Origin of the sequence: Burkholderia sp. MS389 (assembly GCF_016899425.1) — a bacterium.
Taxonomy (GTDB): Bacteria; Pseudomonadota; Gammaproteobacteria; order Burkholderiales; family Burkholderiaceae; genus Burkholderia; species Burkholderia sola.
In genome coordinates this window covers 878,875-905,703 of sequence record NZ_CP045995.1, presented here as the reverse complement: position 1 = coordinate 905,703, position 26,829 = coordinate 878,875, and the positions used below count along the sequence as shown (strand labels likewise).

At 67.4% G+C, this 26,829-nt stretch carries 27 protein-coding genes; 22 read left to right on the top strand and 5 right to left on the bottom strand.

Annotated elements, in window-relative coordinates:
* Positions 1-27: 27 nt before the first annotated feature.
* The 13 genes from GJG85_RS20440 (at position 28) to GJG85_RS20380 (ending at position 13,411) form a co-directional block, all read left to right on the top strand.
* Entirely contained in the window at positions 28-1,098 is a 1,071-nt protein-coding gene (locus GJG85_RS20440) for an aromatic ring-hydroxylating dioxygenase subunit alpha (RefSeq protein ID WP_089489495.1), read from the top strand.
* On the top strand, positions 1,091-1,861 hold the full coding sequence (locus tag GJG85_RS20435) for an SDR family oxidoreductase (RefSeq protein ID WP_204384330.1): 771 nt from the start codon (positions 1,091-1,093) through the stop codon (positions 1,859-1,861). The genes GJG85_RS20440 and GJG85_RS20435 overlap by 8 nt, the downstream gene beginning before the upstream one ends.
* A gap of 34 nt (positions 1,862-1,895) precedes the next feature.
* A complete protein-coding gene (locus tag GJG85_RS20430; RefSeq protein ID WP_006489904.1) occupies positions 1,896-2,423 on the top strand; it encodes a cupin domain-containing protein in 528 nt (175 codons plus the stop codon).
* A gap of 18 nt (positions 2,424-2,441) precedes the next feature.
* Positions 2,442-3,344: an alpha/beta hydrolase gene (locus GJG85_RS20425; RefSeq protein WP_204384328.1), complete on the top strand. Its 903-nt coding sequence runs from the start codon at positions 2,442-2,444 to the stop codon at positions 3,342-3,344.
* Positions 3,341-4,201, top strand: coding sequence for an IclR family transcriptional regulator (locus GJG85_RS20420; protein WP_050011922.1), 861 nt, complete (start codon positions 3,341-3,343; stop codon positions 4,199-4,201). Before GJG85_RS20425 ends, GJG85_RS20420 begins: the two co-directional genes overlap by 4 nt.
* Positions 4,198-4,995: an SDR family oxidoreductase gene (locus GJG85_RS20415; protein WP_050011921.1), complete on the top strand. Its 798-nt coding sequence runs from the start codon at positions 4,198-4,200 to the stop codon at positions 4,993-4,995. The genes GJG85_RS20420 and GJG85_RS20415 overlap by 4 nt, the downstream gene beginning before the upstream one ends.
* Entirely contained in the window at positions 4,988-6,655 is a 1,668-nt protein-coding gene (locus GJG85_RS20410) for a thiamine pyrophosphate-binding protein (RefSeq protein WP_050011920.1), read from the top strand. Before GJG85_RS20415 ends, GJG85_RS20410 begins: the two co-directional genes overlap by 8 nt.
* Positions 6,648-7,469, top strand: coding sequence for an aspartate dehydrogenase (locus GJG85_RS20405; RefSeq protein ID WP_050011919.1), 822 nt, complete (start codon positions 6,648-6,650; stop codon positions 7,467-7,469). Before GJG85_RS20410 ends, GJG85_RS20405 begins: the two co-directional genes overlap by 8 nt.
* A gap of 72 nt (positions 7,470-7,541) precedes the next feature.
* Positions 7,542-9,032 (top strand): aldehyde dehydrogenase, encoded by a 1,491-nt coding sequence (locus GJG85_RS20400; RefSeq protein ID WP_176015794.1) that lies wholly within the window; start codon positions 7,542-7,544, stop codon positions 9,030-9,032.
* A gap of 18 nt (positions 9,033-9,050) precedes the next feature.
* Entirely contained in the window at positions 9,051-10,013 is a 963-nt protein-coding gene (locus GJG85_RS20395; RefSeq protein WP_204384327.1) for a VOC family protein, read from the top strand.
* Positions 10,010-11,254 carry an FAD-dependent oxidoreductase gene (locus GJG85_RS20390; RefSeq protein ID WP_204384326.1) on the top strand — a complete coding sequence of 415 codons (1,245 nt, stop codon included), beginning with the start codon at positions 10,010-10,012 and terminating at the stop codon, positions 11,252-11,254. The genes GJG85_RS20395 and GJG85_RS20390 overlap by 4 nt, the downstream gene beginning before the upstream one ends.
* 37 nt (positions 11,255-11,291) lie before the next feature.
* Positions 11,292-12,692, top strand: a complete 1,401-nt coding sequence (locus GJG85_RS20385; protein WP_050011915.1) for an MFS transporter — start codon at positions 11,292-11,294, stop codon at positions 12,690-12,692.
* Positions 12,693-12,862: 170 nt separating this feature from the next.
* Positions 12,863-13,411 carry a GNAT family N-acetyltransferase gene (locus tag GJG85_RS20380; RefSeq protein ID WP_124679348.1) on the top strand — a complete coding sequence of 183 codons (549 nt, stop codon included), beginning with the start codon at positions 12,863-12,865 and terminating at the stop codon, positions 13,409-13,411.
* Between the two features lie 193 nt (positions 13,412-13,604).
* On the opposite strand, the gene GJG85_RS20375 is transcribed toward GJG85_RS20380, so the two are convergent.
* On the bottom strand, positions 13,605-14,507 hold the full coding sequence (locus GJG85_RS20375; protein ID WP_204384325.1) for a hypothetical protein: 903 nt from the start codon (positions 14,505-14,507) through the stop codon (positions 13,605-13,607).
* A gap of 312 nt (positions 14,508-14,819) precedes the next feature.
* Here GJG85_RS20375 and GJG85_RS20370 point away from each other — a divergent pair, with 312 nt between their 5' ends.
* Together GJG85_RS20370 and GJG85_RS20365 are read left to right on the top strand one after the other, a co-directional pair.
* Positions 14,820-15,233, top strand: coding sequence for a PPC domain-containing DNA-binding protein (locus GJG85_RS20370; RefSeq protein ID WP_050011912.1), 414 nt, complete (start codon positions 14,820-14,822; stop codon positions 15,231-15,233).
* A gap of 71 nt (positions 15,234-15,304) precedes the next feature.
* A complete protein-coding gene (locus tag GJG85_RS20365) occupies positions 15,305-15,817 on the top strand; it encodes a DUF4274 domain-containing protein (RefSeq protein WP_050011911.1) in 513 nt (170 codons plus the stop codon).
* Positions 15,818-15,931: 114 nt separating this feature from the next.
* Here GJG85_RS20365 and acnB read toward each other — a convergent pair whose 3' ends face one another.
* Positions 15,932-18,517: a bifunctional aconitate hydratase 2/2-methylisocitrate dehydratase gene (gene acnB / locus GJG85_RS20360; RefSeq protein WP_050011910.1), complete on the bottom strand. Its 2,586-nt coding sequence runs from the start codon at positions 18,515-18,517 to the stop codon at positions 15,932-15,934.
* Positions 18,518-18,950: 433 nt separating this feature from the next.
* Between acnB and GJG85_RS20355 the strand changes: the two genes are divergently transcribed.
* A complete protein-coding gene (locus tag GJG85_RS20355; RefSeq protein WP_239468979.1) occupies positions 18,951-19,688 on the top strand; it encodes a BPL-N domain-containing protein in 738 nt (245 codons plus the stop codon).
* 29 nt (positions 19,689-19,717) lie between these two features.
* Here GJG85_RS20355 and GJG85_RS20350 read toward each other — a convergent pair whose 3' ends face one another.
* From GJG85_RS20350 to GJG85_RS20340, 3 genes are all read right to left on the bottom strand, one after another.
* On the bottom strand, positions 19,718-20,191 hold the full coding sequence (locus GJG85_RS20350) for a nuclear transport factor 2 family protein (RefSeq protein WP_050011908.1): 474 nt from the start codon (positions 20,189-20,191) through the stop codon (positions 19,718-19,720).
* Between the two features lie 137 nt (positions 20,192-20,328).
* The gene (locus GJG85_RS20345) at positions 20,329-20,577 is read right to left on the bottom strand and encodes a hypothetical protein (protein WP_050011907.1); all 249 of its coding nucleotides are present in this window, start codon (positions 20,575-20,577) and stop codon (positions 20,329-20,331) included.
* A gap of 478 nt (positions 20,578-21,055) precedes the next feature.
* A complete protein-coding gene (locus GJG85_RS20340) occupies positions 21,056-21,490 on the bottom strand; it encodes a universal stress protein (protein ID WP_050011906.1) in 435 nt (144 codons plus the stop codon).
* A 343-nt stretch (positions 21,491-21,833) separates the two neighbouring features.
* Between GJG85_RS20340 and GJG85_RS20335 the strand changes: the two genes are divergently transcribed.
* The 6 genes from GJG85_RS20335 to GJG85_RS20310 all read left to right on the top strand — a co-directional run bounded on the left by GJG85_RS20335 (position 21,834) and on the right by GJG85_RS20310 (position 26,824).
* Positions 21,834-23,318 (top strand): amidase, encoded by a 1,485-nt coding sequence (locus tag GJG85_RS20335; protein WP_204384324.1) that lies wholly within the window; start codon positions 21,834-21,836, stop codon positions 23,316-23,318.
* Positions 23,319-23,671: 353 nt separating this feature from the next.
* Positions 23,672-24,361, top strand: a complete 690-nt coding sequence (locus GJG85_RS20330; RefSeq protein WP_124630743.1) for a hypothetical protein — start codon at positions 23,672-23,674, stop codon at positions 24,359-24,361.
* Positions 24,362-24,487: 126 nt separating this feature from the next.
* Positions 24,488-25,318: an arylamine N-acetyltransferase gene (locus GJG85_RS20325; RefSeq protein ID WP_204384322.1), complete on the top strand. Its 831-nt coding sequence runs from the start codon at positions 24,488-24,490 to the stop codon at positions 25,316-25,318.
* Between the two features lie 106 nt (positions 25,319-25,424).
* Complete coding sequence (locus GJG85_RS20320; RefSeq protein WP_050011903.1) at positions 25,425-25,601, top strand: ribbon-helix-helix domain-containing protein; 177 nt, start codon at positions 25,425-25,427, stop codon at positions 25,599-25,601.
* A 1-nt stretch (position 25,602) separates the two neighbouring features.
* Positions 25,603-25,953 carry a VOC family protein gene (locus GJG85_RS20315; protein ID WP_204384321.1) on the top strand — a complete coding sequence of 117 codons (351 nt, stop codon included), beginning with the start codon at positions 25,603-25,605 and terminating at the stop codon, positions 25,951-25,953.
* Positions 25,954-25,960: 7 nt separating this feature from the next.
* Positions 25,961-26,824: a class I SAM-dependent methyltransferase gene (locus tag GJG85_RS20310; protein WP_204384320.1), complete on the top strand. Its 864-nt coding sequence runs from the start codon at positions 25,961-25,963 to the stop codon at positions 26,822-26,824.
* Positions 26,825-26,829: the final 5 nt, after the last annotated feature.

Sequence of the window (26,829 nt, the reverse complement as noted above, 5' to 3'; positions counted from 1 at the left end):
GACGACAACCGCATCCGGAGCACACTGATGACGTCCCCCGACCAACACGAAACCCAACACGACGCGGTCCGCGACTATCTCGACCGCGGCATCAAGAACTACTGGTATCCCGTCGCGCCGAGCTGGCAGGTGTCGAACGCGCCCGTCGGCCTCACGCGCCTGTCCGAGCAGATCGTGCTGTGGCGCGATCACGAAGGAAAGGTCCACGCGCTGGAAGATCGCTGCCCGCACCGCGGCGCGCGCCTGTCGCTCGGCTGGAACCTCGGCGGCAACATCGCGTGCTGGTATCACGGCATCGAAGTAGACGGCGGCGGCACGGTCAATCGCGTGCCGGCCGTGTCGAACTGTCCGCTCGAAGGCACGAAGTGCGTGAAGTCGTATCCGGTCGAAGAGAAGGCCGGCGCGATCTTCCTGTGGTTCGGCGACGAAGCGCACGGCGAGCCGGCCGCGCTGAACCTGCCGGAAGAGCTGGTCGCCGACGAGTACGCGCACTTCCTGTGCGTGTCGAACTGGAAGTGCAATTACCAGTATGCGATCGACAACGTGATGGACCCGATGCACGGCGCGTATCTGCATGCGACGTCGCACTCGATGGCCGAAGGCGACAAGCAGGCCGACATGCGCGTGCGCAAGACGGACACGGGCCTGATGTTCGAGAAGATCGGCCAGCGCGACGTGAACTTCGACTGGGTCGAGCTCGGCGAAACCGGCTGCCTGTGGATGCGCCTCGCGATTCCGTACAAGCAGAAGTTCGGCCCCGGCGGCAACTTCGGGATCATCGGTTTCGCGACGCCGGTCGACGGCGACCACTGTCAGGTCTACTTCTGGCGTACCCGCAAGGTCGGCGGCTGGCAGCGCGACGTGTGGCGCTTCATGTACCGCAACCGCCTCGAGGGCCTGCACTGGGACGTGCTCGAGCAGGATCGCTACGTCCTCGAAAGCCTCGCGCCGCATGCGCGCGATCACGAATACCTGTACCAGCACGACGTCGGCATCACGCGCGTGCGCCGGATGCTGCGCCAGCGTGCGCAGGAGCATCTGTCCGCGCTCGACGCGCATCGCGCGGCCCACGCCGCTTCGGAGCCCGCGAATGGCTGAGCTCGCTCCCGTCGTGGCGCTGCCCGGTCGCCGCGTGCTCGTCACGGGCGGCGCGCGCGGTCTCGGCGCCGCCTTCGTGAAGGCGCTGGTCGAGGCGGGCGCGCAGGTCGCGTTTGGCGACGTGCTGATCGAAGAGGGCCGCGCGCTGGCCGCGCAGCTCGCGCAAGCCGGCCACACCGCGCATTTCTTCGCGCTCGACCTGGCTGACCCGGCCAGTATCGACGCGTTCGTCGCGCAGGGCGCGGCGGCGCTCGGCGGCATCGACGCGCTGATCAACAACGCGGCGATCACGAACTCGGGCGGCAAGCTCTCGACGGAACTCGACGTGTCGACGTGGAATGCCGTGATGAACGTGAACGTGCGCGGCGTGTGGCTCGTCAGCAATGCGGCGCTGCCGCATCTCGCGCAATCGGGCCGCGGCGCGATCGTGAACCTCGCATCGGACACCGCGCTGTGGGGCGCGCCGAAGCTGCTCGCCTACGTCGCGAGCAAGGGCGCGGTGATCGCGATGACGCATGCACAGGCACGCGAATTCGGCGCGCACGGCGTGACGGTCAACGCGATCGCGCCGGGGCTGACCGAAGTCGAGGCGACCGCCTACGTGCCGGCCGAACGGCATGCGTTCTACCTGCAGGGCCGTGCGCTGGCACGCACGCAGGTGCCCGACGACGTGACGGGCCCCGTGCTGTTCCTGCTGTCGGACGGCGCGCGTTTCGTGACGGGTCAACTGCTGCCGGTGAACGGCGGCTTCGTAATGAACTGATTTGAAGTTTTCACTCGAAATGAAGGAGAGGACGATGGCGGACGCCGATCTCGAACGCAAGTCGTGGGACCAGCCGGAAGGCGCAAGCTTCAACGACTGGATGGAAGGGCGCGTCGCGCGCTACGCGACGCGGCGCTACGACTGGGACGCACTGAAGTTCCAGGCCGACTACGACCCGAAGTACCGCCGTGCGCAGATGCGCTATGTCGGCACGGGCGGCACGGGCGTCGCGAAGGACGTCAACACGGTGCCGGCCGGCAACTTCACGTTCTCGACGATGGTGATCCCGGCCGGCAACATCGGCCCGAGCCACATCCATATCGACGTCGAGGAAATCTTCTTCGTGCTGCGCGGCAAGATGAAGGTGATCTGCGAGCGCGACGGCGAGACTTGGGAAGCGATCCTCGGCGAGCGCGACCTGATCTCGGTGCCGCCGGGCGTGTATCGGACGGAAATCAACATCGGCGAGGAAGATGCGCTGATGTGCGTGATGCTCGGTTCGTCGAAGCCGATCACGCCGACGTATCCGCCCGATTCGCCGCTCGCGAAGATCAAGCGTTGAGACGGGGCCGGTGAAGCAATGAGTGTCATCGACAAACGCGAACGTGAACGCGACCGCACCGCGGCGTTCGCCGCGCTGCTCGGGCAGTTTCCCGAGCAGCGTTGCGAAGCCGGCGCGGCGGGCACGATCGGCTACCGGGAGGCCGGCGCGCAGCTTGCGGGCCGCACGCTGCCCGTCGTGCTGCTGCACGGGATCGGCTCGGGCGCCGCATCGTGGGTCCGCCAGCTCGACACGCTCGGCGCGTCGCGCCGCGTGCTCGCGTGGGATGCGCCCGGTTACGGCGTGTCGACGCCGGTGCGCGGCGCGTCGCCGGCCGCCGCCGATTACGCGGCGTCGCTGAACGCGTGGCTCGACGCACTCGGCATCGAACGCTGCGTGCTGGTCGGGCATTCGCTCGGCGCGATCATCGCGGGCGGGTTGGCGCGCGTGATGCCCGCGCGGATCGCCGGCCTGCTGCTGATTTCGCCCGCGGGCGGCTACGGCGGCGCACCGGCCGACACGCGCGAATCGCGCCGCGACGCGCGGCTCGCGATGCTCGCGGAACTCGGCCCGGCCGGGCTCGCCGAGCAGCGCAGCGGCAACATGCTGTCCGGTTTCGCGAACGAGGAGGCGCGGGCGTGGGTGCGCTGGAACATGGCGCGCATCGTGCCGGCCGGCTATGCGCAGGCCACGCATCTGCTCGCGAACGCCGATCTCGCGGCCGATCTCGCCGGCTTTCGCGGCCGCATCGCCGTGGCCGTCGGCGCGAACGATGCGATCACGCCGCCCGCTGCATGCGAGCGGATCGCCGCGGCCGCGCACGTCGGGCTGCAGGTGATTCCGCAGGCAGGGCACGCCGGTTATGTGGAAGCGCCGGCAGTCTATTCCGCGCTGATCGACGGCTTCTGCCGCCAGTGCGATGGTCAACGGGGGCGGGAATGAGCGAACCGTTGCAACACCAGCAGGACGCGGACAATGCGAAGACCGAAGCCGGCTACGTGGTGCCGGGCCTCGAACGCGGGCTGCGCATCCTCGCCGAATTCTCGCCGCGCGAGCCCGTGCTCGGCGCGCCCGAGCTGTCGAAACGGCTCGGCATTCCGCGCACGACGGTGTTCCGTCTGTTGCAGACGCTCGAATCGCTCGGCTTTCTCGAACGTGCGGACAAGGATCGCAACTACAAGCTCGGCATCGCCGTGCTGCGGCTCGGCTTCGAATACCTGAGCTCGCTGGAATTGACCGATCTCGGCCTGCCGGTGATCGAGAGCCTGCGCGATGCGACCGGCTTCACGACGCATATCGTGATTCGCGACGGCCGCGACGTGGTGTTCGTCGCGAAGGCGCAGAGCCAGTCGCCGGTGTTCAGCTCGATTCGTGTGAACGTCGGTACGCGGCTGCCCGCGCATGCAACGACGCACGGCCACGTGCTGATGGGCGACCTGTCGCTGAACGAACTGCACGCGCTGTATCCGGAAGGCGCGCTGAACCGGATGACGAGCGCGACGCCGGAGACGGTCGACGCGCTGTACGAAGTGATTCGCGAGGATGCGCTGCGCGGCTACGGCGTCAGCAATTCGTCGTTCGAGCGCGGGATCTCGGTCGTCACGGCGCCGGTGCGCAACGAGACGCAGAAGATCGTCGCGTGCATCACGGTGACGGTGCCGAGGCCGGAGATCGACGCGGCGCTGATCGCGGACGGGCTGATCGACAAGGTGCAGCGCGCGGCGGCGGAATTGTCGCGGCGGCTCAATTACCGCTCGGATGACGAGCACACGTTCATGAAGGCTTTAGGACTCCGATGATTGAGATCGATCTGACCGGGCAAGTAGCGGTGGTGACGGGCGGTTCGTCCGGCATCGGCCTCGCGACGGCCGAACGGTTCCTTCAGGCCGGTGCGTCGGTCGCGATTTGCGGCCGCGATGGCGAACGCCTCGCACGCGCCGAAGCGGTGCTGCGCGACAAGTACGCGGATGCCCAACTGCTGACCGCACGCTGCGACGTGCTCGACGAAGCCGACGTGACTGCATTCGCGCAAGCGGTGTCCGCCCGTTTCGACCGCGCCGACATGCTGGTCAACAACGCCGGCCAGGGCCGCGTGTCGACCTTCGCCGACACGACCGACGACGCGTGGCGCGAAGAACTCGAGCTGAAGTACTTCAGCATCATTCGCCCGACGCGCGCGTTCCTGCCGCTGCTGCGCGAGGCGGCCGCGCCGTCGATCACCTGCGTGAACTCGCTGCTCGCGCTGCAGCCGGAGCCGCACATGGTCGCGACGTCGTCGGCGCGCGCCGGCGTGCTGAGCCTCGTGAAATCGCTCGCGACCGAACTCGCGCCGCAGCGCATCCGCGTGAACTCGATCCTGATCGGCATCGTCGAGTCGGGGCAGTGGCGCCGCCGCCATGAAGCGCAGGCGCAGCCCGGCGAAAGCTGGGAGGACTGGACGAGCGCGCTCGCCCGCAAGAAGAACATTCCGCTGAATCGCTTCGGCAAGCCCGACGAGGCGGCCTGGGCCCTTTTTTATCTCGCAACGCATCTGTCGTCCTACACGACGGGCAGCCATATCGACGTTTCTGGAGGCTTTGCACGCCATGTCTAAAAAAACCACGGTTGGCGAGCTGATTGCCGCCTTTCTCGAGCAGTGCGGCGTGAAGACCGCATTCGGTGTCATCTCGATCCACAACATGCCGATCCTCGACGCGATCAACTCGCGCGGCAACATCCGGTATGTCGGTGCACGCGGCGAAGCCGGCGCCTTGAACATGGCCGACGGGCTGGCCCGCGTGTCGGGCGGCCTCGGCGTCGCGTTCACGAGCACCGGCACGGCGGCGGGCAACGCGGCCGGCGCGATGGTCGAGGCACTGACGGCCGGCACCGCGCTGCTGCACATCACCGGGCAGATCGAGACGCCGTACCTCGACCAGGATCTCGCGTACATCCACGAAGCGCCCGACCAGTTGTCGATGCTCGACTCGATCTCGAAGGCCGCGTTCCGCGTGCGCACGGTCGAAACGGTGCTGCCGACGATCCGCGAAGCCGTGCGCGTCGCGCAGACCGCGCCGACGGGCCCCGTGTCGGTCGAGATTCCGATCGACATCCAGGCAGCCGAAATCGAATGGCCGGAAGACCTCGCACCGGCGCACGTCGCGGTGCGCGAGCACGACGAAGCACGCGTCGCGAAGCTAGCCGACGCGCTCGCGGCCAAGCGCCGCCCGCTGCTGTGGCTCGGCGGCGGCGCGCGCCATGCACGCGACGAGGTCGAACGCCTCGTGAAGCTCGGCTTCGGCGTCGTGACGAGCGTGCAGGGCCGCGGCGTGCTGCCGGAAGATCACCCGGCGACGCTCGGCGCGTTCAACGTGCATGCGTCGGTCGAGGCGTTCTACAAGACCTGCGACGCGCTCGTCGTGGTCGGCTCGCGCTTGCGCGGCAACGAAACGCTGAAGTACAAGCTTGCGCTGCCGCAGCCGTTGTTCCGCGTCGATGCCGATGCGCTCGCCGACAACCGTGGCTATCGCAACGCGCTGTTCGTGCACGGCGATTCGAAGCGCGTGCTGGCGGAGCTGGCCGACCACCTCGAAGGCCGTCTGTCGGTCGATCCGCAATTCGCGGCCGATCTCGCGGCGGCCCGCGAGGACGCGGTGGCCGATGTGGCGAAAGGCCTCGGGCCGTACAAGAAGCTCGTCGACACGCTGCAAGGCGCCGTTGGCCGCGACTACAACTGGGTGCGCGACGTGACGATCTCGAACAGCACGTGGGGCAACCGCCTGCTGAAGATCTTCGAGCCGCGCGCGGGCGTGCATGCGCTCGGCGGCGGCATCGGCCAGGGCATCCAGATGGGCATCGGCGCGGCGCTGGCCGGTTCGGCGGCGAAGACGGTCTGCCTCGTCGGTGACGGCGGCCTGATGGTCAACGTCGGCGAACTGGTGACGGCCGTGCAGGAAAACGCGAACGTGATGATCGTGCTGATGAACGACCAGTGCTACGGCGTGATCCGCAACATCCAGGACGCGCACTACGGCGGTCGCCGCTGCTTCGTGCAACTGCACCAGCCCGATTTCGCGCAGTTCTGCGCGAGCTTCGGCCTCACGCACTACCGGATCACGTCGCTCGACCAGGCCGAAGCGATCGTCCGCGAAGGGATCGCGAAGGAAGGGCCGGTGATGGTCGAGGTCGACATGCTGTCGGTCGGCTCGTTCGCGTCTGCGTTCGCGGGCCCGCCGGTCAAGAAGGAAGCGCCGACGGAGCGCCAGTATGCGTAACGGGCACAAGCGGGCACCCGTCGACGTCGCGATGATCGGCTTCGGCGCGATCGGCGCAGCCGTGTACCGCGCGGTCGAGCACGATGCGTCGCTGCACGTCGCGCACGTGATCGTGCCGGAGCATCAGCGCGACGCAGTGCAGCGCGAGCTTGGCAGTGCGGTGGAGGTCGTGTCGTCGGTCGACGCGCTGGCCCGCCGCCCCGGGTTCGCGCTCGAATGCGCGGGCCACAGCGCGCTCGTCGATCACGTCGTGCCGTTGCTGAAGGCCGGCACCGACTGCGCGGTCGCGTCGATCGGCGCGCTGTCCGACCTCGCGCTGCTCGACGTGCTGTCGCAGGCCGCCGACGAAGGTGGCGCCACCGTGACGCTGCTGTCCGGCGCAATCGGCGGCATCGACGCGCTGGCGTCGGCGAAGCAGGGGGGGCTCGACGAAGTGCTGTACGTCGGCCGCAAGCCGCCGCTCGGCTGGCTCGACACGCCGGCCGAGGCGCTGTGCGACCTGCACGCGATGAGCGAGGAAAAGGTGATCTTCGAAGGCACCGCGCGCGACGCCGCGCGGCTGTATCCGAAGAACGCGAACGTCGCGGCGACGGTGGCGCTCGCGGGCCTCGGCCTCGACGCGACGCACGTGCGCCTGATCGCCGATCCGGCCGTCGAGCGCAACGTGCACCGCATCACCGCGCGCGGCGCATTCGGCGAGATGTCGCTGGAAATGAGCGGCAAGCCGCTGCCCGACAACCCGAAGACGTCCGCGCTGACCGCGTACAGCGCGATTCGCGCGCTGCGCAACCGCGCGGCCTGCTGCGTGATCTGAGCGGACCATCGAGCGTCCGCCCGCGCCACGGTGAGGGCGGATGTGCAGAGACAGATTTGTGGGACTTGTGACATGACTCCTTTCGATACGAGCCTCGTGCCCGACGGCAACATCCTGATCGGCGGCGAGTGGCGGCGCGGCCGAGGCGCGCCGTACGCGAGCATCTATCCGGCCGACCAGTCGCTGAACATGGAAGTGTCGACGGCGAACGCGGAAGACGCGGCCGACGCCGTCGCGGCCGCCGACGCCGCATGGCGCCGCGCCGACTGGGCCGGGCTGAAGCCGCACCAGCGCGCGCAGGTGCTGTACCGGATCGCCGACCTGATCATGCAGCGTCACGAGGCGCTCGCGAACCTGCAGCGCCGCGACAACGGCAAGCCGATCGCCGAGACGCGCGTGCTGGTGGCCAGCGCGGCGAACACGTTCCGCTATTTCGCGGCGTGCCTCGAAACGCTCGACGAAGAGCTGACGCCGTCGCGCGGCGACTACCTGACGATGAGCGTGTACGAGCCGATCGGCGTGATCGCGGCGATCACGCCGTGGAACTCGCCGATCGCATCCGATGCGCAGAAACTCGCGCCGGCGCTGGCCGGCGGCAACGCGGTGGTGCTCAAGCCGGCCGAGGTCACGCCGCTCGTGTCGCTCGCGTTGGCGCGCATTTGCGAGGAAGCCGGCGTGCCGAAGGGCGTGCTGAGCGTGCTGCCGGGCAAGGGCTCGGTGATCGGCGACGTGCTCGTGCGTCATCCGCTGGTGAAGAAGGTGTCGTTCACCGGCGGCACCGAAGTGGGCCGCGGCATTGCCCGCATCGCCGCCGAGAAACTGATGCCCGTATCGCTCGAACTCGGCGGCAAGTCGCCGACGATCGTGTTCGACGACACCGATCTCGATCACGCGGTCAACGGCGTGCTGTACGGGATCTTCAGCTCGTCGGGCGAAGCATGCATCGCCGGGTCGCGGCTGTTCGTGCAGCGCGCGGTGTACGACGCATTCATGCAGCGGCTGGTAGCCGGCGCACGCAAGCTGCGCGTGGGGGACCCGACGCGGCCCGACACGCAGATGGGCCCGCTGATCACCGCGAAGCATCGCGAATCGGTCGAACGCTACGTCGCGCTCGGGCTGGAAGAAGGCGGTCGCCTGCTGTGCGGCGGCGAGCGGCCGTCGGGCGACGGGCGCGAGGACGGCTTCTTCTATCAGCCGACGATTCTCGAAGGCTTGTCGAACAGCGCACGCATCTGCCAGGAGGAAATCTTCGGGCCGGTGCTGGTCGCGATGCCGTTCGACGACGAAGCGTCGCTGATCGCGCAGGCGAACGACAGCGTGTTCGGCCTCGCGGCCGGCATCTGGACGCGGGATTACAAGCGCGCGTGGCGCATCGCGAGGGCACTGGAGACGGGCACCGTCTGGATCAATACGTACAAGCTGTTCTCGATCTCCACGCCGTTCTCGGGCTGGAAGGAGAGCGGGATGGGCCGCGAGAAAGGGCGTCTCGGCATCCGCGAATACATGCAGCAGAAGAGCCTCTACTGGGGCTTGAACGACGCGCCGCTGCCGTGGGCGAACTGAGCGAAGGGGAATGACGCAATGAGCATCTTGGGAATCGAGCAGATCACGTACGGTGTCGACGATCTCGCGACGTGCCGGCGCTTTTTCGCCGACTGGGGCTTGAAGGAAGTCGCGCATGACGACACGCGTGCGCGTTTCGAGACGCTGAACGGTTGCACCGTGCTCGTCGTGAAGGCCGACGATCCGTCGCTGCCGCCTGCGTTCGAAGCGGGGCCGACGTTGCGGGAAGTCACGTGGGGCGTCGCGACGCGGCGCGAATTCGACGCACTGCGCACGAAGCTGGCCGGTCAGCCCGGCTACTACGCACAGGACGATGCGGTCGGCTGCATCGACCCGAACGGGATGGCGATCCGCGTCGAAGTCACGCGCAAGCGCGCACTCGACCTCACGGGCTCGCCGTCGAACGTGTGGGGCCAGACGCTGCGCGTCGACCAGCCGAGCCCGATCTATACGCATGCGGAGCCGGTGGAGGTCGGGCACGTGGTGTTCTTCACGAATTGCCTCGACGCACAGGAAACGTTCTATCACGAGCTGCTCGGCTTCGAGACGTCGGATCGCTATCCGGGCCGCGGCGCGTTCATGCGCTGCGCGCCGCACGGCGGCCATCACGACCTGTTCCTGCTCGCGCTGCCGAATGGCAAGCGCGGCCTGAACCACGTCGCGTTCACCGTGCGCGACATCCACGAAGTGTTCGGCGGCGGCATGCACATCGACCGCTGCGGCTGGGAAACGCAACTCGGCCCGGGGCGTCATCCGGTGTCGTCCGCGTACTTCTGGTATTTCCAGAACCCGGCCGGCGCGCTGATCGAGTACTACGCGGACGAAGACGTGCTGACGCCCGAATGGCAGCCGCGCGAATTCGAACCGGGCCCGACCGTGTTCGCCGAGTGGGCCGTCGACGGCGGCCTCGACGGCAACACGCGCCGGCAGAAGAACGCGAAGGCGCCGGAAGGCAAGTTCATGACGGAGCGGAAATCATGAGCGAAGGGAACACACAGGAGCAGCCCGCGCCGGCCACGGTCGTCGTGATCGGCGGCGGCCAGGCGGCCGGCTGGGTACTGAAGACGCTGCGCGCTGAAGGCTTCGCGGGCCGCCTCGTGATGATCGCCGACGAGCCGCACCTGCCGTACGAGCGCCCGCCGCTGTCGAAGGCCGTGCTGGCCGGCGACGCCGACATCGAAACCGTGCGCGTCGTGCGCCCCGATGAATTCGACGCGCTGAACGTCGAAGCGTGGCAGCCGGAACGCGCGGGCTCGATCGATCGCGCACGCCGTGTGGTGAAAACCGAAAGCGGCCGCGAGATCGAATACGACCGGCTCGTGATCGCGACCGGCGGCACGTCGCGCCGCTTGCCCGATGCGCTCGTCCACACGCCGAATCTGCACTACCTGCGCACGCTCGACGAAGCGGCCGCGCTCGGCGAGAAGCTGCGTGCGAGCCGGCGCGTGCTCGTGATCGGCGGCGGCTGGATCGGCCTCGAAGTCGCGGCGACCGCGCGCAAGCTCGGCGTTGAGGCGGTCGTGGTCGAAGGCGCGCCGCGCCTGTGCGGCCGCTCGGTACCGCAGATCGTGTCGGATTTCCTGCTCGACCTGCATCGCTCGAACGGCGTCGACGTGCGGCTCGGCGCGGCGCTCGCGTCGCTTGACGCGCAGCCCGACGATGCGTCGAAGGTGCGCGCGACGCTCGCCGACGGCACGACGATCGACGCCGACTTCGCGGTGGCCGGCATCGGCCTCGCGCTGAACGCGTCGCTCGCGAGCGATGCGGGGCTCGCGGTCGCCGACGGCATCGTCGTCGACGAATACGGCGCCACCAGCGACCCGGCGATCTTCGCGTGCGGTGACGTCGCGAACCATCACAACGGCTGGCTGAAACGGCGCGTGCGGCTCGAATCGTGGGCGAACGCGCAGAACCAGGCGATCGCGGCGGCGAAGGCCGTGCTCGGCGAGCGTGCACCGTACGCGGAGATTCCGTGGTTCTGGTCCGATCAGTACGACGTGAACCTGCAGATCCTCGGCGATCTGCCGGCCGATGCGCAGCTCGTCGTGCGCGGCGATCTCGCCGCGCGTCGTGCGACGCTGTTTTTTGTGGGCGACGGGCATGTGAGAGGTGTCATCGCCGTGAACAACGCGCGTGAGCTGAAGCTCGCGCGCAAGTGGATGAACCAGGGCCGGGCTGTGGATACGGAAGCCCTGGCAGACACGACCCAAGCGCTTGCCTGACCGGCTCGACCGGAAAGAGACCCAGGAGACACCCCGCATGAGCACTTTCGACAACGTCGTGGCCGGCAGGGCCACGATGGAAGCTGCCGCCTCCACGCCCGGCGCGATCATCGCGCGGCTCGAGCGGCTTCCGGCCAACGCGATGCAGATCCGCGCGCGCGTGCTGATCGGCACCGCGACGTTCTTCGACGGCTTCGACGTGATCACGATCGCGGCGACGCTGCCGCTGCTGATTCACAAGTGGGGGCTGTCGCCGACGCAGATCGGCATGCTGATCGCGTCCGGCGCGATCGGCCAGCTGATCGGCGCATTCCTGTTTCCCGCCCTTGCGGAAAAGCATGGCCGCGTGAAAGCGATCGCATGGAGTTCGGCCGTGATCGGCATCACGAGCATCGCGTGCGGTTTCGCGCCGACGTTCGAGATATTCGTACTGCTGCGGATTCTGCAGGGGCTCGGGCTCGGCGGCGAGTTGCCGGTCGCGGCCACGTACATCAACGAGATCACGCGCGCGCATGGCCGAGGCCGTTTCGTGCTGCTGTACGAGATCGTGTTCCCGATCGGCCTGCTCGTGTCGATGGCGCTCGGTGCGTGGCTCGTGCCGCGCTTCGGCTGGGAGATCATGTACTTCGTCGGCGGGCTGCCGCTGATCCTGTCGCTCGTGCTCACGCACCTCGTGCCCGAATCGCCGCGCTGGCTCGCGTCGCGCGGGCGGCTCGCGGAAGCCGGGCGCGCGGTCGGCGTGTTCGAAGGATCGGTGCGCGGCGAACTGCCGCCGGTCACGCAGGTGGCCGCGTTCGACGAGATGGTGCGCCAGCATCCGAAGCGCCGGATGAGCGACCTGTTCAGCGCCGCATATCGCAAGCGCACGCTCGCGGTGGCGACGTTGTGGGCGACCTGCGGGTTCATCCAGTACGGGTTGTCGACATGGCTGCCGACGATCTACAAGAACTTCTATCATGCGCCGCTGCAGCTCGCGCTGAACCTCGCGGTGATCGGCTCGGTGATGGGCGTGCTCGGTTCGCTGGCGTCCGCGCTGCTGGTCGACAAGCTCGGCCGCAAGCCGGTGATCGTGTGGTCGTTCGTGTTGTGCGCGCTGTCGCTCGCGCTCGCCGGCATCTATCACGCGTCGTCGGTGTACGTGGTCGCGATCTTCTGCTCGCTGTCGCTCGGGCTGATGGCGTCCGGGTTCATTACCGCGTACGTCTATACGCCCGAGCAGTATCCGACGAGCATCCGCGCGTCGGGCTGCGGGCTCGGCAGCGCGTGGCTGAAGATCGCGTCGTTCGCGGCGCCGATGATCGTGCCGCACGCGATCATCGGCGGAAACCTCGCGCCGGCGTTCTACCTGATCGGCGTGGTGCCGCTGATCGCGGCGCTGACCGTGCACTTCGTCGGAATCGAGACGAAGGGGAAGGTGCTGGAGGCGCTCGAGGCGTAAGCGGGGCCGGCAGTAACGGATGAGGTGCTCAGGCCCGGGGATGTTCGCCCGGGTCTGTCCATTTCGCGGCGATTCGGTCGTTCGATGTCGAGCGTTGCAAACGGGCGCCCTGGTTGCCGCACGGCTCGCGTGGTCTAATGCACGGTCCCGATTTTCATCAGACCGCTGCCATGCCCCTGTTCGAACCCGTCACGCTGAATACCTCCCGCCTCGTGCTGCGGCCGCTTCGCGACGCCGACGCACCGGCGTTCTTCGAGATCTGGTCTGATGCGGAAGCGATGCGCTATTTCTCGTTCTCGCCGATGACGCAGATCGAGCAGGCCGAGGCGCGCGTCGCGCGCAACGTGCAGACGTCCGTGAGCGGGGAGAGCCTGACCTGCGTGCTTGAACTGCGGGAAACCGGCGAAACGCTCGGCGAATGCGCGCTGTTCCACGCGAACGCGCAATGCCGGCGCGCCGAGATCGGCTTCAGCCTGCGGCGCGCGTTCTGGCGCGGCGGATACATGCGCGAAGCGGCGTCGGCCATGATCGATCATGCGTTCGACACGCTGCGGCTGAACCGGCTCGAGGCCGATATCGATCCGCGCAACGTCGCGTCGGCGCGGCTGCTCGAACGGCTGGGTTTCGTCCGGGAAGGGCTGCTGCGCGAACGCTGGATCGTCGGCGACGAAGTGTCGGATAGCGCGCTGTACGGGTTGCTGGCGCGCGACCGCGGCTGATGCTGCCGCGGCGGCAGTCCATTTTCCGGCGGAGACGATCGCGCACGCGCTGATGCACTCGCGCGGCGCAATCGGATTCGGCCCGCCAAGTTCGATTCGACGGTCGGCGGATGAGGTTGTATTCACAACTTCGCGAGCCAGCCCTCGACCTTGTCTTTCCCGCGCAGCGTTGCAATCCATCGGTCGGCGACGATTACGTCAACGCTCGCCCGGCCGCCACGTCGACAGGCACTTCGCGCTCCAGTGCCTTGGCGGCGAGTTCCTCGACCCAGTCTGCATCGGCGGGATCGACGACGCCATATTGATCCGGCGGAAAAAAAGCATAGTGATGAGCCGCCGCAGCCAGGCGCTCACATTCGGCATGAGACAGCAGGTAGGACGTCACGGTCAATGGCGCCGCTGGTCCACTCCATCTCAATCCGATGCGGATATGGGTGCGTGGCGCAAATGCGATTGCCAATTCTCGCCGCGGGATCAATCGTTTCGTCTCCGAGGGGAACGTTGGCGGCGCGCCCCAACCGTCTGCCGCAATTCGATGATCCAGCACCAGCCAATGACCGGCGGACGTTCGGGCCAGGATCCATTGCCTGACTCCGGTCATGCTGGATTTGAGCTTGCCGTCGATCCATTCCTCGACGTAGAGGGGTTCCGGATCGTAGTCGTCCGACCACACGACGATTGCCGAGCATAGCGTATGGCGCTCCAATTCGACATGCCCGTTCGACGGCATTTCACGCCAGTACCGCTGTCGGGTGCCGTACGTCGCGACGCACCAGTTCAGGCCGATCCACGCTGCGATGAAGAGCGCCGTGACCCATATGACGGTGACGGCTGTTTCGCTAACCGCACGATCCATATCGAAGGCCGGATCGACCGTTCCGCGGTATGCAAGCATACCCAGCAAATACGCGAGCATCGGGATCGCAGGCCCGACTGCGACCGGCATCACCAGAATGGCGAGCCAGCTTCGGACATGCACGCTCCCCACCGACTTGGCGCGCGCACGCTCCTCATCGCTCATTGCCGCGACTTCCCGCGCGGCGATGTCGTCGCTTGGGGTGTGGAACCGCTCATACGTATTCTGGCATTTGGGCATTCGACGGAGCGTTCGGTGAAAGAGGGCGATAAAGCAGGGATTGCCTCGAGGAACTGATTCTTGCATACGTTGGGGTCGGTTTTCATACGGATACGTGTGCGTTCCGTACGTCAACAAACCGATGCGCTGCGGCCGGTGCGAAACCATGCCGCGGATTCCGTATGCGCAGGTCGCCGGAGTCGAGCGGTAGTGGATGAAACGGCGCCGGGAAGACGCCGACGCGCGCGGACTATCGTGAGCGGATGACTTGCCGGATTCACGCGGCGAACGTACGCTTGGCCGATACCGCGACCGACCCACAGGTTCTCGACCATGCAAGCCCATCCTTTGCGTCTTTCTCCCGGCGACGATCTGCGCGGCGCCATCGAGGCAGCGCTACGCCAGCACGAAGCGCATGCGGCCTTCGTGATCCAGGGCATCGGCAGCCTGAGCGTCGCGCAGTTGCGCTTCGCCGGCGTCGATCAGCCGACCGAGCTGCGCGGCGACCTCGAAATCCTGACGCTGGCCGGCTCCGTATCGCCGGACGGCGCACACCTGCATATGTCGATCTCCGATGCAGCCGGCCGCGTGACGGGCGGCCACGTTGCGAGCGGCTGCGTGGTGCGCACGACGGCCGAGATCCTGCTCGCGCTGCTGCCCGCGCATCGTTTCTCGCGCGAACCGGATGCGGGCACCGGCTTCAACGAACTGGTGATCCGTCGCGAGTCGGGCGACGACGCCGCATGAATGGCAGCGGCGCTAGAATCGCCGCTCATCGAAGACTTTCCCGTTACCGCTCATTCCGCAACGCGCAATCCATGGACGACACCGAAATCGAACAGAAGGCGTGGGACATCGTCCGGGCGTGGCTCGAACGCGCGACGCCCGAGCAGTGGCACCGGTTCGCCGCACGCTCCAATTGCGATGGCAACGGCCGCGCGTTGCGCTGGCTGCTGGACAACCGCAACGTCGATCGCGCGACCGCACTGCTGATCTACTGGAATCTCGGCGCCGCGTGGTTCGTGCAGTATGCGAACGAAAGCGATCTGGGCGACGCGTCGTATCAACTCGATACGTTCCGGCTGCTTCGCGACATCGAACAACGTTATGCCGACGGCTATTACGCCCATCACGGCATCTGGTTCGATCCGCACGACTTCGATGGCGCGGGGCCGAACGATTATCCGGACGTACCGGTCGCGCGGCCTGTGCCGGCGCTGATGCTGCAACCGACCGACGGACGCGAGTACGTCGATCTCGACGAAGCGGACGGCTATGACGAAGGCTTGCCGTTCGACGTGGTCGAGCGGCTGCACGCGCTGTACGACTGACCGAACGGGCGCGTCCGGTCGCCGACGCATGAAAAAAAGCGCCGCGGCCTTTCGGCTTGCGGCGCCTGTCAGTGCGCTGCGACGTCGACCGCCCGTCGCAGCCCGACCGCGTGCTTACACCTGCACGGTGTCGGCCACTTCCTTGAAGTCCTCGATCTGGTCGAAGTTCATGTACTGGTAGATCTTGTCGCCGTTCGCGGTGAGCACGCCCATGTCGGCCATGTATTCTTCCTTGGTCGGGATCTTGCCCAGACGCGAGCAGATCGCCGCCAGTTCAGCGGAGCCGAGGTACACGTTCGTGTTCTTGCCGAGGCGGTTCGGGAAGTTGCGGGTCGACGTCGACATCACCGTCGCGCCTTCGCGCACCTGTGCCTGGTTACCCATGCACAGCGAGCAGCCCGGCATTTCGGTCCGTGCGCCGGCCGTGCCGAACACGCCGTAGTGACCTTCTTCCGTCAACTGCTTCTGGTCCATCTTGGTCGGCGGCGCGACCCACAGCTTGACCGGGATGTCGCGCTTGCCTTCGAGCAGCTTCGACGCGGCACGGAAGTGACCGATGTTGGTCATGCACGAGCCGATGAATACTTCGTCGATCTTCGCACCGGCGACGTCGGACAGCGTCTTCACGTCGTCCGGGTCGTTCGGGCAGGCGACGATCGGCTCGTGGATGTCGGCGAGGTCGATCTCGATGACCGCCGCGTATTCGGCGTCGGCATCCGGCGACAGCAGCTGCGGGTCGGCGAGCCACTGTTCCATCGCGGCGATACGACGCTGCAGGCTGCGCGGATCCTGGTAGCCCTGCGCGATCATCCACTTGAGCAGCGTGACGTTGCTGTTCAGGTACTCGATGATCGGTTCCTTGTTCAGGTGCACCGTGCAACCGGCGGCCGAACGCTCGGCCGATGCATCCGACAGCTCGAACGCTTGCTCGACCTTCAGGTCGGGCAGGCCTTCGATTTCGAGGATGCGGCCCGAGAAGATGTTCTTCTTGCCTTGCTTGGCGACAGTCAGCATGCCTTGCTTGATCGCATACAGCGGGATCGCGTTGACGAGGTCGCGCAGCGTGACGCCCGGCTGCATCTTGCCCTTGAAGCGGACCAGCACCGATTCCGGCATGTCCAGCGGCATCGTGCCGGTGGCGGCCGCGAACGCGACCAGGCCCGAACCCGCCGGGAAGCTGATGCCGATCGGGAAGCGCGTGTGCGAATCGCCGCCGGTGCCGACGGTGTCGGGCAGCAGCATGCGGTTCAGCCACGAGTGGATCACGCCGTCGCCCGGGCGCAGCGCGATGCCGCCGCGCGTGCTGATGAAGTTCGGCAGCGTCTGGTGCGTCTTCACGTCGACCGGCTTCGGATACGCGGCGGTGTGGCAGAACGACTGCATCACGAGGTCGGCCGAGAAGCCGAGGCAGGCCAGATCCTTCAGTTCGTCGCGGGTCATCGGGCCCGTGGTGTCCTGCGAGCCGACCGAGGTCATCTTCGGTTCGCAGTACGTGCCCGGGCGCACGCCCTGGCCTTCCGGCAGACCGCACGCGCGGCCGACCATCTTCTGCGCGAGCGAGAAGCCCTTGCCGCTGTCGGCCGGCTGGTGCGGCAGGCGGAACAGCGTCGACGGCGCGAGGCCGAGCGCTTCGCGCGCCTTCGCGGTCAGGCCGCGGCCGATGATCAGCGGAATGCGGCCGCCGGCGCGCACTTCGTCGAACAGCACGTCGGACTTCACCTGGAATTCGGCGATGACCTTGCCGTCCTTCAGCGCCTTGCCTTCGTACGGGCGCAGTTCGACCACGTCGCCCATTTCCATCTGCGACACGTCGAGCTCGATCGGCAGCGCGCCGGCATCTTCCATCGTGTTGTAGAAGATCGGGGCGATCTTGCCGCCGAGGCACACGCCGCCAAAGCGCTTGTTCGGGACGAACGGGATGTCTTCGCCGGTGAACCACAGCACCGAGTTGGTGGCCGACTTGCGCGAGGAGCCGGTGCCGACCACGTCGCCGACGTAGGCGACCAGGTGACCCTTTTCCTTCAGCGATTCGATGAACTTGACCGGGCCGCGCTTGCCGTCTTCTTCCGGCGTGATGCCCGGGCGCGCGTTCTTCAGCATCGCCAGCGCGTGCATCGGGATGTCCGGGCGGGTGGTGGCGTCCGGCGCCGGCGACAGATCGTCGGTGTTGGTTTCGCCCGTCACCTTGAACACGGTGATGGTCAGGCTTTGCGGCACTTCCGGACGGCTCGTGAACCATTCGGCGTCGGCCCAGCTCTGCAGCACGGCCTTCGCGTGCGCGTTGCCGTTGTCGGCGAGTTCCTTCACGTCATGGAACTGGTCGAACATCAGCAGGGTTTTCTTCAGCGCGTCGGCGGCGACCGCGGCCACGGCTTCGTCGGACAGCAGCTCGATCAGCGGCTGGATGTTGTAGCCGCCGAGCATCGTGCCGAGCAGCTCGGTGGCGCGCGCACGCGAGATCAGCGGGCAGGCGGTCTCGCCCTTCGCGACGGCGGCCAGGAAGCCGGCCTTCACGCGAGCGGCTTCGTCGACGCCGGCGGGCACGCGATGGGTGATCAGCTCGAGCAGCGTCTGCTCTTCGCCGGCGGGCGGGTTCGTCAGCAATTCGACCAGTTCGGCGGTTTGCTGAGCCGTCAGCGGCAGGGGAGGAATACCGAGCGCGGCGCGGGCGGCCACGTGAGCACGAAAGTTTTCAAGCATGGGGAGACCTGCTGATATTGCGTTTGAGGGGAAGGCCTTGCCGGCACTCCGGGGCTATTCCAGGCACTGCTTTGAGCGGGATTCTAATCTCAATGGTCTGGAACGTCAAATGTCTTATGTCTTATATAAGACTTGGCAATGCGAAAGACGGGAGGCGCGGCTGCATGGCGGAGCCGGCCTTGTCGGGCGGGCCGGCGGGCGGATGGAGGGTGTCGGTTCAGGTCGTCGGTATCGCACGTATCTGCACAATCCCGCAGGAAACGGTACACACCGGGCGCGTTCGGGCCGCTACGCTTGCCGTCACGCAGCTTGCAATCGGGTGGCGGAACGGGAGGCGGAAGTCGTCGCGCGCCCCGTCGATTCGGCCCGGGCGGTAGCGCTTCCCTTGACTCCGGCGATCCACCACATGCACTCCAGAAACGCGATTTTCCTGATGATGGCGCTCGTCGCGTCGCCGGCCGTTTACGCGGCTACGCCCGGCGACGAAGCGGGGGATGCGGCGAGTCGGCCGGTCGCGCTGGTCTATCGCGGTCCTGCCGCGTGTGACGGGTGCGCCGAAACCATCGCCACACGCCTGCGGGAATCGGACCAGCGGTTCCGGGTGATCTACGTGGGGCCGGCGGAAAAGCTCAGGATCACGCCCGCCGCGCTGGCCGGTGCGGCGCTCTATGTGCAGCCCGGCGGCGGGCAGGACATTCCCGGCGCGGCAGCCAGCATCGGCCGAAACGAAATGCGGGCCGTGCGGCGATACGTCGCGAACGGCGGCCGATACCTCGGGCTGTGCATGGGCGCCTACCTGGCCGGCGCGCAGGGTTTCGGGCTGGTTGCCGGCGATATCGACTCCGAGGTCGACCGGCCGGGCTCGACGCTTCACGGCATCGCCGACACGGTGACGCCGGTCGTCTGGCGCGGGAAAAAGCGCTGGATCTACTATCAGGACGGCGCGAGGCTGCCGGTCGCGCCGATCGGCTCCGGCGGGATCGTGCTGGCGATCTACCCGAACAAGGACATCGCGGCTGCCACTTACCGCTACGGCAAAGGGCGCGTCGGCCTTGCCGGCCCGCATCCGGAGGCCGATGAAAGCTGGTATCGCCAGAACGGCCTCACGAACCCGGACGGCGTGGTGCCGGACATGGCGTACGACCTGATCAACGCGACGATGAAGCCTTAGCGGAGGGGCCGCGGCGCGCGCGGGTTCATTTATTTCCGCTTGGCGCGATACGCGTCGAGATTTTTCCGTGCCTGTGCACGGATTGCGCGCTGCATGAAGGGCGTCCAGCCGAGCAGCGCGCCTTTCATCCCGATCGCCTGACGCGCCCAGCGCCACAGGTCGAAATGGTCGCGATGCTCGACGATGCGTCCGTCGCGAAACCGGAAGCGCGCATCGATCCGGTTGACCACCATCCGCCCGCTCGCGGCGAACCGGTAGCGCGCGCTCCACGTCGCGCGCCCGGCCTGGTCGTCCGCGGCGACTTCGCCGAACGTCAGCGAGAACTCCTGGGCTCGCGCGACCAGCATCCGCCACATGTCGCGCGCAAGTTCGCCGCGCAGTTCGCCGAATGCGGGATCGCTGAACACGATGTCGTCGGCGTAGCACGCGAGCATCGCATCGATGTCGCGCTGCTGGAAGGCCGTGTAGAAGCGCTGGATCAACGCGGTGTTCGGATCGGTCATGTTGGGCGTAACGGGGCAGGGAGGGGCGGACGATGACGTCCGTCGAAACGTCGATCGGGAAAGTAGCGGCCGGCAGCGCAAACCGGCGCCCGAGCCTGCGACTTCGGGCGCGCAGGCTCGCCCACGGATGATACGCGTCAGCGGGCCGCCATCGCGACGTTCCGATCGTTCCGTCCCGTCACCAGGCAGCCCGACATGAAGGCCTCGCTCTGGCTGCCGGCGGCGGCTTCGCCAAAGCCGCGACCGAGCGCGTCGGCCTTCACCTGCGCGGCGCCTTGCTCGCACGCGAGCGGGCTGGCGTCGCGGCCCTGCGCATGCAGGATCGCGCGATCGCCGATGAGATAGGCCAGCAGTGCAAAAACAGCGATATGTACGGCGCGTCTCATGGTTCGTCTCCTCGTCGCTCAAGCGTAACGCGGACACGTTCGACGAAGCACTTGGGGCTTCCCCCGGTAAACGTCTGCTGAAAGCGGTAGCGGGGCGGGACGATCCTGTCCTGTTTTTCCGTCGCCGCCGCCCGGCGGGCGGGCAATGCGCGGTAGTTTGACGAATGTCAGGGTACGGGCGGGCGGCGGCGGTCGCGCGGCCGTTCAAGGCGATAGCATGAATGCATGATTTGACGAAACGCGACGCAGGGTCAACGCGTCAGGTCCGGCAAGCACGCAGGTGTTGAATATCGCTGTCGAAATAGTGAGGAATCCAAATGTTGAACGTCTCTTCCGTCCTGATCAGTCTTGCCCCGATGTGGGCGATCCTGCTGCTGGCGTCTTCGGCGGCCGCCTATTTCGTGTTCTGGCGCAAGGCCATCAAATAAGCGCTGCGCGACAGCGTGCGCACGATGCGCACGCGTGACGCGCCTTTCCGTCATTGCACCGCCGTCACCGGCACGTTCGAAATTCGCACCAGCCGCGCCATCACGCTGCGCCGGAACACCGACATCAGCGCGTGCAGCGGATCGCGTCTCGGCGCGGCGACGACGATCTCGTCGCACCCGGTCTCGGCCGCCACGGCCGCGATCGTATCGGCGACCGGGCCGACCTTCATTACGACGCTGAATTTCACGTCCGCATCGCGCAGGATCCGCTCGGCCATCGCGAGATCGTCGGTCGCGAATCGTGTCTCGATCGCGCGCAGCCGCGACAGCGGGTGATAGGCCTCGAGCCGCGTCGATTCCAGCGGCGCCTGCACATTGATCAGCACGACCTCCGACGCGCAGCGCTCGCGATACAGGAACGTCGCGTGACGAACTGCCTGAAGCGAGCGGGGCGAATGGCCGACCGGAACCAGCAGCTTGAGCATGGACGATGAACCCGGAAACGAAGTGCTTCCAGCGTAGCGGGCGGCCGGACGAAGCGATCTAAAGAGATCGGTCGGCCGTATAAAAATGTCGTTAACGTGCGCGGTCCTGTGACGCACCGATTAAAAATATAAGAAATTTAAGTTTATGCGCATAAACGGCAGCGAGCGGCGACGCCGGCCCCGCCCGGTCGTCGCCGGCTGTCCGAAGCATCGCGATTCAGTCGAATCCGCAATGAATTGCGCCGCAAAATATCGGAGGTCGCCCGGATCGCGTCGCGTAGAGTAGAGCGGCGGCCGCCGCCGGGCGGCGCGCCATCCGATACCGCTTCCCAGGAGACCCCGCATGCCGCACGGCGCCCCGCAGTTTCTCGCTCCCGCTTCCATTCCCGTCGATCCGGTCGTGCGCCTGTCGGCCGGCGAGCTTGCGTCGGCGATCCGCAGCAAGGCGGTTTCGTGCGTCGAGACGATGCGTGCGTATCTCGACCATATCGAGCGCGTGAACGGCGCGGTCAACGCGATCGTCGCGCTGCGCGACCGCGACGCGCTGCTGGCGGAAGCCGCGGAAAAGGATGCGGAGCTGGCGCGCGGCGACTATCGCGGCTGGCTGCACGGGATCCCGCAGGCGCCGAAGGATCTGGCGATGACGAAGGGGCTGCGGACGACCTACGGCTCGCCGATTTTCCGCGAGAACGTGCCGCAGGCCGATTCCGTCGGCGTCGCGCGGATGCGCGCGGCCGGCGCGATCTTCATCGGCAAGACCAATACGCCCGAGTTCGGGCTCGGTTCGCACACGTTCAACGAGGTCTACGGCGCGACGCGCAACCCGTACGACCTGACGAAGAGCGCGGGCGGCAGCAGCGGCGGCACGGCGGCGGCGCTCGCGTCGCGGATGCTGCCGGTGGCGGACGGCAGCGATTTCGGCGGGTCGCTGCGCAATCCGGCCGCGTTCTGCAACATCGTCGGCTTCCGTCCGTCGCAGGGCCGCGTGCCGCGCTGGCCGGGCGTCGACGTGTTCATGCAGCAGCTCGGCATCGAAGGGCCGATGGGCCGCACCGTCGGCGACGTCGCGCAACTGCTCGCGATCCAGGCCGGCTACGACCGCAACGATCCGCTGTCGCTCGCGGAAGATCCGGCCGTGTTCGCGCAACCGCTCGACGCGGACCTGCGCGGCAAGCGCATCGCGTGGGTCGGCGACTGGAACGGCTATCTGGCGACCGAGGCCGGCGTGCTCGCGCAGTGCGAGCGGGGGCTCGCGACGCTGCGGGAAATCGGCTGCGACGTCGATGCCGCGCTGCCGGCGTTCGCGCCCGACCGGATCTGGCGTCTGTGGCTCACGCACCGGCACTTGCTGTCGGGTGGCGGGCTGCTCGCGCACTATCGCGACCCGGCGCGGCGCGCGCTGCTGAAGCCCGAGGCGATCTACGAGGTCGAGGGGCTGCTCGCGATGCAGGGCGCGGCGATGTTCGACGCGAGCGTCGAACGGACCGCGTGGCATCAGGCGGTGCTGAGTTTCTTCGACCGTTACGACTTCATCGCGGCGCCGACCGCGCAGGTGTTCCCATTCGACGTCGACCAGCGCTGGCCGAAGGAGATCGCGGGCCGCGCGATGGACACCTACCATCGCTGGATGGAAACGGTCGTGCCGTGGACGCTGGCCGGCTGCCCGGTGATCAACGTGCCGGTCGGCTTCAACGACGCGGGATTGCCGATGGGGATGCAGCTGATCGGGCGTCCGCGCGCCGATCTCGCCGTGCTGCAGCTTGCGCACGGCTACGAGCAGGCGGCCGACTGGGTCAACCAGCGGTTGCCGGCGTGGATGGCAGCGTAACGGCGTCGCCGGCGGGCAGTGGCGGGCGGTAGTGGCCGCATGACGAAGCGGGCGGCGATGCGCTGCCCGTTTTGCTTGGCATCGCTCGACACGAAACGCGCCCGTGGAGGTGTTTCGGCGCGCTGCCTGCGCACGCCGGAGCCTGCGTCCATTGACGCAACCGGAGAAAGAATGCCGGTACGCGCATCACATCGCACCGCAAACATGGACGAATCGGCGCGACGACGGTCGCCGGCCGCGGAATTGCAAGCGGCGGCGCGCGGTGATTTCGTTTCGATGTGTTTCAGTCGTTGCGGCGGCGCGCGACGCGCTTCGACAATATCGCCTCGACCATTCGGGCACGAGGGAAAAACATGAAGCACATTCGCGCGACGGGCCGGCATCTGGCCTCGGCAGGCATCGCGTTCGGCATCCTGGCGAGCGGCGCCGCACACGCGCAGCTCGACCTGCAGTCGATCGGCGCGTCGCTGCTCGGCGGCGGGCAGCAGCAGGCGGCAGCGCCGGCGCAGGGCGGTGTCGCGCAGTTGCTGCAGGCCTATGTCGGCGCGAACCAGCAGGTGCTGAGCGGCCAGTCGTCGCTCGCATCGGCGATGGGCCTGACCGGGGCGGCCGGGCAGGCGCAGCAGGCCGCGAGCCAGTTATCCGGCGGCGATGCGCTGTCGCCGGCCACGCTGTCGCAGATGGGCGGCGCGCAGCAATCGGTGTCGCAGGCGCTCGGCCAGGCGTTCGCGAGCGGCGGCGCCACGCACGGGCCGATCGACAAGCAGGCGTTCAGCAACGGCCTCGCCTCGCTCGGGCAGGGGCTCACGCAGTATTCGCAACTGCAGTCGGGGCTCGGCAATCTCGGTTCGACGAGCGCGGCGTCGCTGCTGCAGTCGGGCCTGAATCCGCAGAACATGCAGGCCGCGACGTATATCGCGCAAAGCGCGCCGGGCCAGTTGCAGTCGCTTGCCGCGACGCTCAGCCAGGCCGTGCAGTTCGCGACGAGCCAGGGCATTTCGGTGCCGTCGGTCGCGTCGTCCGCACTGAAGCTGCTGCCGTAACGTCGTGCGGGTGCGGCGGCGATGCGTGGCCATCATCGCGCACGCCGGCCACGAACGATAGGCCCGCACAACATGGGGATTTCGCGCGATGCTATCGTGGCGGGTCCCTTTCATCGGTGCCGGTTCATGACTGACTCGTTCGACCTCTCGCGCTATTTTTCCCGCATCGGCTACGACGGCCCGGTCGAGCCGACGCTCGACGTGCTGCGCCGGCTGCATCTGCTGCACCCGCAGGCGATTCCGTTCGAAAACCTCAATCCGCTGACCGGCGCGCGCGTCGCGCTCGACCTGCCCGCGATCGTCGACAAGGTGATCGAACGCCGCCGCGGCGGCTACTGCTTCGAACTCAACAAGCTGTTCTACACCGCGCTCACGACGATCGGTTTCCGCGTGACGCCGCTGATCGCGCGCGTGCGCTGGATGCGGCCGCCCGAGATCGTCACCGCGCAGACGCACATGCTGCTGCGCATCGACCTCGACGGCGCGGCGTGGCTCGCGGACATCGGCTTCGGCAGCGCGACGCTGACCGCGCCGCTGCGCTTCGCGCCGGGCGAGCGGCAATTGACGCCGCATGGCGCGTTTCGCGTGGTCGATGCGCCGGTCCACGGCGAATTCGACATGCAGTTCGAGATCCCCGACGGCTGGCACACGACCTACCGCTTCTCGCTGAAGCCGGCCGAATGGATCGATTACGACGCCGCGAACTGGTTCACGTCGACGTATCCCGAATCGATCTTCGTGAACGACCTGATCGCGTGCCGCGTGCTGCCGGACGGCCGCGCGGCGCTGGTCAACACCGTGCTGACGCTGCGCGACGCGGCGGGCGCCGGGCGCACGGTCACGTTCGACACAGCAGCCGACTGGGCCGCGTGCCTGCGCGACACGATCGGCGTCAATACGGCGGGATTCGATCTCGACGCGCTGTTCGCGCGGCTCGCGGCGCGAGTTGCGCGGTAACGCGGACATACGAGGCACTGCAAGCGGCCTGCTCGCGAGCCGCGCGCCGATTCATTCCAGTCGTTTCACCGCATCCGCATTTGACTTTTGCTAGCATACTAGCCCCATGACCGACGAAGAAGTGAAGCAATTCAACGTGTACCTGCCGCTCTCCCTGATCCGGCAGGTCAAGCATCGCGCCATCGAAACGGAGCAATCGCTGTCCGCGCTGGTGGCCGACGCGTTGCGCGCGTACCTGGCCGCGCCGCCGCCCGGCGCGGGACCGTCCAACCAGGAGGAGTGACATGTCATCCGAGCGAATCGAAGCCGTGTATCTGACCACGCACAACTGGGGCAAGTCGGCGAAGTTCTTCCAGGCGCTGGGCTTCACGCTGGAATTCGAAACCGATCACCAGTCGGGCCAGTTGCGCAGCGGCGACGGCCCGTTCCTGTTCATCGCCGAAGCGCCGCCGAGCGAAAAGCCCGACATGCAGGTCGTGATCAAGGTCGCCGACGAGCAGGCGGTGCAGCCGCGGCCGATCGTCGATGTCGTCGCGCCGTTCGAGGATACGCACTGGGGGACGCGCGACATGACCGTGCGCGATCCGGACGGTCGCGTGTGGCGTCTGCAGGCGCCGGGCAAGCAGCTCGCGTGAGGTCGACATGACGGTTATCCGCGAAGACGATGCGCCCGACAGCACGGCCGCGCGCGTCGCGCTGTGGCGTGCGCTGCACGTCGAACTCGACGCGCCGCCGCACGTGCTCGCCGACGCAATCGGGTTGCAATTGCTCGCGCCGGCGCCCGGCTGGCAGCAGCGCGGCGACATGGATCCGCAGTTCACGCGGCCGTTTCGCGCGTCGATCGTCGCGCGGGCGCGCTTCATCGAGGATCTCGTGGCCGAACAGGCGGCGCGCGGCGTGAGCCAGTACGTGATCCTCGGCGCGGGGCTCGACAGCTTCGTGCAGCGCCGGCCGGACATGGCGTCGCGCGTGACCGTGTTCGAAGTCGACCCGCCGGCGCCGCAACGCTGGAAGCAGCGCCGCCTGGCCGAACTCGGCTTCGGCGTGCCCGACTGGCTGCGTTTCGTGCCGGTCGATTTCGAGGCGGAGCAGTCGTGGCGCGACGCGCTCGTCGGCGCGGGCTTCGATGCGGGCCAGCCGGCGGTCGTGGTGTCCACCGGCGTCAGCATGTACCTGACGCGCGAAGCGAATGCGGCCGCGCTGCGCGAAGTCGCGTCGCTCGCGCCCGGTTCGACGTTCGCGATGACGTTCCTGCTGCCGCTGGAAAATGCGGATCCGGACGTGCGCCCCGGGTTGGAAATGGCCGCGAAGGGCGCGCGGGCGAGCGGCACGCCGTTCATCAGCTTCTTCATGCCGGAACAGATCCAGGCGCTTGCACGGGAGGCCGGTTTTGCGAAGGCCGAATACGTGTCGGCCGCCGAGCTGACGCGCCGTTATTTCGCCGATCGCATGGACGGCCTGCGGCCGCCGAACCGCGCGGAAGAATTGCTCGTCGCGACGGTCTGACCCGT